Annotated in this window: 4 protein-coding genes; 1 reads left to right on the top strand and 3 read right to left on the bottom strand. The window is 72.6% G+C overall.

Annotated features, from left to right (window positions below):
- Positions 1-83: 83 nt before the first annotated feature.
- Both ETD85_RS23690 and ETD85_RS23685 read right to left on the bottom strand, forming a co-directional pair.
- Entirely contained in the window at positions 84-770 is a 687-nt protein-coding gene (locus tag ETD85_RS23690) for an MBL fold metallo-hydrolase (protein WP_138691961.1), read from the bottom strand.
- A 695-nt stretch (positions 771-1465) separates the two neighbouring features.
- A complete protein-coding gene (locus ETD85_RS23685) occupies positions 1466-2065 on the bottom strand; it encodes a hypothetical protein (protein ID WP_138691960.1) in 600 nt (199 codons plus the stop codon).
- A 389-nt stretch (positions 2066-2454) separates the two neighbouring features.
- On the opposite strand from ETD85_RS23685, the gene ETD85_RS23675 reads away from it, so the two are divergent.
- Entirely contained in the window at positions 2455-5004 is a 2550-nt protein-coding gene (locus tag ETD85_RS23675; RefSeq protein WP_138691959.1) for a WD40 repeat domain-containing serine/threonine protein kinase, read from the top strand.
- A gap of 428 nt (positions 5005-5432) precedes the next feature.
- On the opposite strand, the gene ETD85_RS23670 is transcribed toward ETD85_RS23675, so the two are convergent.
- Positions 5433-6605 carry an ROK family protein gene (locus ETD85_RS23670; protein ID WP_138691958.1) on the bottom strand — a complete coding sequence of 391 codons (1173 nt, stop codon included), beginning with the start codon at positions 6603-6605 and terminating at the stop codon, positions 5433-5435.
- Positions 6606-6728: the final 123 nt, after the last annotated feature.

Here is a 6728-nt window from a genome sequence, read left to right as displayed (position 1 = left end):
GGGGCGGGGGTCCTGGTGGCGTTCCTCCATGGAGGGCAAACCTACCGGGAACGCCCGTCCACCCTCGATCCCGCGCGAGGCCGTCAGATCTTCACCTGGCGCAGACGGGCCGAGGCGTCGCCGGTGACGGGGTCGCCGTGGCCGACGCAGACCAGGGACAGGTCAAGCTCCGACAGGCGGCGGAAGGAGTCGGCTGCCCCCTGCCTGTCGATGTTGAAGACGCCCAGCATCGGATGGTCGCCCACGTTGGCGATCGTGTCGCCCGCGAACAGCAGCCGGTGAGCCGGCACGTGGATGGCGATGCTGCCGGGAGTGTGGCCCGGGATGCCGATCACGTGCGCGCCGCCGCCGAAGTCGAGCACGTCGCCGTCCGCCAGCTCGCGATCCACCCGGGCCGGGGACGGCGCGGGGATCGGCGGCAGGCCGTCGAACAGCTCGCGCTCCCAGTCCGGCAGGTCCGCGCGGTCAGGCACCCGCTGCCGGTAGTCGCCGCGCAGTACCGGGGCGTCGGCGGCGTGCACCAGGAACGGCGCGTCGTCGCCGAGCTCGGACAGCGCGCCCCAGTGATCGTCGTGGCCATGGGTGACGACGACCGCGCGCAGGTGACCGAGCGTGAAGCCGAGCCCTTCGACGGCGGCCTTGATCTCGGCGCCCGAGCCCGGCACGCCGGCGTCGATCAGCGTCAGGGCATCGCCCTCGTGCCAGAGGTAGGCGTTACCGACGTCGAAACGCAGCAGATGCAACGTGGGCAGCAGCTCGATCAACTCCATGCCCAGGAACCTACGTCCCGCCCGACCCCAGGCGGCCACCTTTCGCTCCGGGCAGATCCGGATTACGTGCGGGGCGAAGCAGTCGGAAGGGCATGGTGTACGCGGCCATACAGGACTCGCACGCGGACGTGGAGCGGTCAGCCGGATGTGGAGTGACCCGCCGGGTGCGAAGCCACCTGCTCGGCGTGGAGTGACCCACCCGACGCAAAACCGCCCGCCCCGCGTGAAGCGACCACCGGACGCGAAGCCGCCCTGCCCGACGTGGAACGGCCCGCCGGACGCGAAACCACCCGCCCCGCATGGAGCAACCCACCGGACGCGAAGCCGTCTGCCGGGCGTGGGCCGCCGGATCCGGCGGGGTCGGACGCGAATGCCGAATGGCGACCGGATGGCCATGGCGTACGCCGACCGGACCCACAGACGCGTACGTGGAGCAGCCGGACCGGTCCCTGGCGGTCGCGGGCCCGGGTGATGGGCTACCTGTGCCGCGAGCGGATCCGGGTCCTGGCTGACCGGCTCATCGTGAGTGTCGTCCTCTTCGGCACCCCCGTCGAAACGGCCGTCGCCCGTGAAGCGGCTGCCGTGCCCGTCGGCGCGGACCGGCTCGTACGCAAACCGGCTCGTGCGTCGCCCGGCGCGTCCACCGGCGGCCGGCCCGAAGCTGGGCAGCCTCCTTTCACCAGGGCTGCGGGCGATCATCCTTGAGGGGTGAGCCGAGGCACCTTCTCGCAAGGGGTGTGAACCGCCGAACGAACGACGCTCACCTGGCCCAGCACGCGTGAGCCCCGCGGCAGCTCCTGCAACCCGATCGACTGGCGCAGGGCGCCGCGCTGATCGGCGGGGACGTCGACGACATAGATGGTGTACTGCGCGCCCTTCATCTTGGAGTCGGCCAGGCCGAGAGAGGCAGTGGCCGACCACAGGCGAAGCCCTTGCTCATCGAGCTCCACCTCCTCGTCGAACCAGAACGTCTTGGTCTGGACGTTGTAGTGGAAGACGATCGGCCGCACCCCCTCCCACGGACGCGACAGCTCCCCGCGCAGCCGGGTGCACATCTGGGTTTCCTGGCCCGGGAGCAGGGTCAGGAACCGTGTCGTCGGCTCGGGGCCCGGCTGGACGTTGCCGAAGAAGGACGTGAGGAAGGCCGTGATCGTCGCCACCGACGCCGCCACGGCCAGCCCTTTGACGATCCGGCCACCCCATCGGCGGCGAGACCTGGTCCGCTCCGCCGGGGCCTGCTGGTCCGGGGCCGTGGCGCTGTGTGGTTGGGCCGGCGGAGGGGGTGATGAAGGCATGGGCGACTCCCGCTGTCGATCGACCAGATCCCGGACACTCTCCTTGCTTACTGTAATTGAGAGATAACATTTAGTAACGGAGCGCGGCTGGACAGTCACCCGGCGGCCGGTGGCGCTGCGCCTTTCGGTAAAGGACGATCAAGGACGGCTCCGGGCGTGCGGCGCCGGTGGCGGGGACGGGCCGCCGTACGAGACCGGGATGGACGCGCTGCGGGACGGCCCGGCGGCTGTTCCAGGCGTCCCGGCCGATCCCGCCGGACCCGGGGTGCGAATACGGGACGTCGTCCCTGAAGCAGGGATTCTTCTTCGAGAAAATGTCGTAAACCCGGACATTCAGCCCTATCGTGTGGAGCGCCGGACTACGCGATGAGAGGAGCGGGATCCCGGACATGCGCCCGCTCCATCCGAACGATCCCGAGCGGATCGGCGGCTACCGGCTCGCCGGGGTGCTGGGCTCGGGCGGGCAGGGCGTGGTCTACCGCGCGACCGGCGACGACGGGCGCGAGGTCGCCGTCAAGCTGCTGCACGACCATCTGAGCCACGACGACGGCATCGCCAAGGGGTTCCTGCGGGAGGCGGAGGCGGCGCGCCGGGTGGCGGCGTTCTGCACGGCCGCCGTGCTGGACGTCGGGATGCTCGACGACCGGCCGTACATCGTCAGCGAGTACATTCCCGGCGAAACCCTGCAGTCGCTCGTCCGGTCGGCGGGACCGCGTACGGGCGGGGCTCTGGACCGGCTGGCGATCTCGACGCTGACCGCGCTGGCGGCGATCCACCAGGCCGGGATCGTGCACCGGGACTTCAAGCCGGCCAACGTGCTGATGGGGCCGGACGGGCCGATCGTCATCGACTTCGGGATCGCCAAGGCGCTCGACGCCACCACGCGGACGTCGGGGCCGGTGGGGACGCCTGCGTACATGTCGCCCGAGCAGTTCAGGGGTGAGCGGGTCGGGCCCGAGTCGGACGTGTTCGGCTGGGCGGGGACGCTGGTCTTCGCCGCCACCGGCCGCCCGCCCTTCGCCGGGGACACGGTCGCGGCCATCGTGAACGGGGTGCTCAGCGGAACAGCCCGGCTGGAGGGGGTGCCGGCGCATCTGCTGGGCGTGATCGAGTCGTGCCTGGCCAAGGACCCGCTGTCCCGCCCGACGCCGGCCGGCCTGCTCCAGCAGCTGATCCGGCAGGCCGGCCCGGCCTCCCGCTCCGCCGTGAGCCCTGCCACTCCCGGCCAGGCGAGCCCGAACCGCTCCGGCCCCGTGGGACCGGCAATCCCTGCCCCAGCCCGACCGACCCACCTCGGCCCCGTGGGACCGGCGACCCCCGACCCGGCCCGACCTACGCACTCCACCCCTCAGGGGCCGGCCGTCGCCGACCCGATGGGGTCCGGCCTTCCCGCCTCCCGATCTGCCGGCCCGGCCGTCCCCAGTTCCCCTCCCTGGGGAGCGCCTCGCACCGGCGTCCCGTCCAGAGGTCCAGGCGTCCCCGACTCCCCTCATGAGTCCCGTCCCGGAGCGGGGCCCATAGGTCCGGCGATCCCCAGCTCAGCGCGGGCCGGAGCGGTGCCCGCGGGAACGGTCCTGCCTCAACCTGGGGCGCCGGGGGCGGGTGCCGAGTCGACCACCGCGCCGGGACGGGCCAGGCCGGTGAGCCGCCGTGCCCTGATCGGTGGCCTCGCCGCCGCGTCCGTTGCCGGAGTCGCCGCGTACGCCGCCCTCCGGCAGGGCGGCGACGCGTTGTGGCCGGATGGAGGCGTGACGGACCGGCCCACCGGAGGACCGACCGGCCGGGCGACCGTCAGCGGGTCGGCGACCGCCGATCCCACCGGCAACGCGTCACCCGCTGCGTCGCCGGATGTGAGCGCGTCGGCCGAGCCGTTCGGCACGCAGGTCGTGGAGCCGGTGTCGCTGCCCGGAGCGAGCGGTGCGCCGGCGGCGCTGGCCGCCGCCATCGTCACTGGGGCCGGCGTGCCAGACGGCACTGCGACCTCCGGAACCGCCGCCGCCGGCCGTTCCGCCGTCGTCTGTGGCACTGACAAGGGTGTGGTGCTGGGGTGGGAGCTGGGTGCGGCGGCCGTCGCCCGGCTCGGCGACGGCGGCGGCTCCGCGACCTCGGTCGCCGCCGGCACCGTTGACGGCCTCGCGGGCGGCAGGCCGGTGGCGGCCTCCGGGCATGCGGACGGCACGATGCGGCTGTGGAGCCTGACCGGCGAGAGCCTGGCCACGCACCGAGCCACCGACCCGATCCTCGCCGTGACGATCACCGGCCCGGCGGACGCGGGGCAGGCAGGCGGAGGCCGGGCAGTCGCGGTCTCGCAGAAGTACGACGGCATGACCGACCTGCACAGCGTCGTACGCCTCTGGGACATCGCCACCGGCAAGCAGCTCGGCCCCGCGATCACCGACCACTTCCAGGGGATCAGGGGGCTGGCGTTCGGCCGGCTCGGCGACCATGACGTGCTGGTCACGGGAGACGGCGGCGAACGCGTCCGGGTGCGCCGCCTGTCCACGGGCCGGATGACGCACTCGTTCCGCACCGGCGAGATCGGCGGCATCGAGCTGCTGGCGTGCGGCGAGATCAAAGGCAAGCCCGTGCTCGTCTCCACCCACCTGGACGCCACCCTCCGCGTGTACGACCTGGCGACCGGCAAGCGCAGGAAGAAGTGGACGTTCAGCGACCAGAGCCCGGACGACCGGGGCGCCACCGCCCTCGTCGCGGGCCGGCTCGGCGACACGCCCATCGCGGCCGTCGCCCACGCCCCGGCGGGCGGGGACGTCATCGTCCGCGTCTGGAACCTGGACGACGGCGAGATCCTGGGCGTGCTGGGCCCCGGCCCGGGAGGCGCGATCCGCACGCTGGCCCTGGCCGAGCACGCCGGTCAGCCCGTCATCGTGGGGGCGGGCGACGACGGGTTGCTACGGAGCTGGAGCCTCGGCCCGATCTGACGACCGGGCCAAGCTGTGGCTGTGGCCGCGGGAGCGGGTGGCAAATCAGCCGTCACCGGCCTCGACCGCGCCCGTCGCAAGGGCAGCACTACGGGTGTCGGGTGCTCGTCGCTGGCAGATGACACCGCGCGGGCATTTCGCGGGGAATGCGAAATGGCGCTGCAGAGTAGGCAGAATAAGCAGAATAGCGCGATTAATCGCTTCTCCCCTGCTCAAAGGCGCTTTGGCCGATGGACTCCGGTCCGGATGCACGCGCCTCGGCAACTGCGGCCGTAGAAAGGTGCGGTTGCGGAATTTCCTCCTAGCCCCGCCGTCAACTCGTCGGGTAAACCGGCCGGGTCACCGGCCTGATGTTCAGCAGCGAACGGACGGCCGGCACCATCCGGATACGGGACACAGCGGCGCGCGCGATTCGCAGGGGGCCAACCTCAGGTGACGGCGCGGTCGATGGTCTCGGGGGCGAGGACGTGCTCGACCACCATGACGGCGGCGCCGATGACGCCCGCGCGGTCCCCCAGCGTGCTCGCCCGGATGCCCAGGCTCTGGGTGGCCAGCGGCAGCGACCGGCTGTAGATCGTTTCCCGTACCCCCGCCAGCACCTGCTCCCCCGCCTCCGCGATGTCTCCGCCGAGCACGATGACCGAGGGGTTGAAGAAGTTCACGATGGCGGCCATCACCACCCCCACCTCCCGCCCGGCCTGCCGGACCAGGCGCGTGGCCCTGAGGTCGCCCGCGCGCATCAGCGCCACCACGTCCCGGCTGCCCCGCGCCTCGACCCCCGCCGCGCGCAGCGCCGCCGCCATCGACGCCCCGCCCGCGACCGCCTCCAGGCAGCCGGCGTTGCCGCATCTGCACGGCGCGTCCGAGGCCGGCACCCGGATGTGGCCGACGTCGCCGGCCGCTCCCTGCGCGCCCCGGTGCAGCCTGCGGCCCGAGATGATGCCGCAGCCGATCCCGGTGCCGATCTTGATGAAGATCAGATGGTCGACGGCCGGCCCGGCGGCCCAGTGCTCGCCGAGCGCCATGATGTTCACGTCGTTGTCCACCAGCACCGGAGCCCCGAGGCGGGCCCCCAGCCACTCGGGGACGGGGAAACCGTCCCAGCCCGGCATGATCGGCGGGCTCACCGGACGGCCCGAGGCGTGCTCGACCGGGCCGGGCAGGCCGACGCCCACCCCGCAGACCGCGGCCGGATCGCGCCCGAGCCCGGCCAGCAGCTCCTCGAACGCGGCGGCCACGAACTCCAGCGTCCGCTCCGGCCCTTCGCCGATGGGCAGCTCGACGGCCTGTTCCGCGAGCACGGTCAGGCACAGGTCGACGACGGCCAGGCGGGCGTGGGTGGCGCCCAGGTCGGCGGCCAGCACGACCCGCCCGCCCCCGCTGAACGCGAACACCGCCGCGGGCCGGCCGCCCGAGGAGATCGCGCCGTCCCCGGCCGCCACCCAGCGGTGGTCGATCAGCCCGTCGAGCCGCTGCGAGACCGTGGACCTGGACAGGCCCGTGAGCTGGGCGAGCTCGGCTCGGGTACGGGCGTGGCCGTCCCTGAGAATCGCCAACAGCGCCCCTGCCCCCGAGCTGTGGCCGTTGGCTCCACTTGACATGCAAACACCTTACTTCGGACATCGACCGACTTATGGTGACAGGAATTAAAAGTCGGTTTTATCGTCACGAAATAGGCGAAACGTCTGCGGCACTAAAGCGTCGGCTTCCGGGCCTTCAGCGCC

This window comes from Nonomuraea zeae (assembly GCF_005889725.1).
GTDB lineage: Bacteria > Actinomycetota > Actinomycetes > Streptosporangiales > Streptosporangiaceae > Nonomuraea > Nonomuraea zeae.
This window is presented reverse-complemented; position numbering and strand designations above follow the sequence as displayed.

Coding starts and splice junctions, on each gene's coding strand:
- ETD85_RS23670 (WP_138691958.1), bottom strand. CDS start 6,605: ATGTCAAGTGGAGCCAACGGCCACAGCTCGGGGGCAGGGGCGCTGTTG.
- ETD85_RS23675 (WP_138691959.1), top strand. CDS start 2,455: ATGCGCCCGCTCCATCCGAACGATCCCGAGCGGATCGGCGGCTACCGG.
- ETD85_RS23685 (WP_138691960.1), bottom strand. CDS start 2,065: ATGCCTTCATCACCCCCTCCGCCGGCCCAACCACACAGCGCCACGGCC.
- ETD85_RS23690 (WP_138691961.1), bottom strand. CDS start 770: ATGGAGTTGATCGAGCTGCTGCCCACGTTGCATCTGCTGCGTTTCGAC.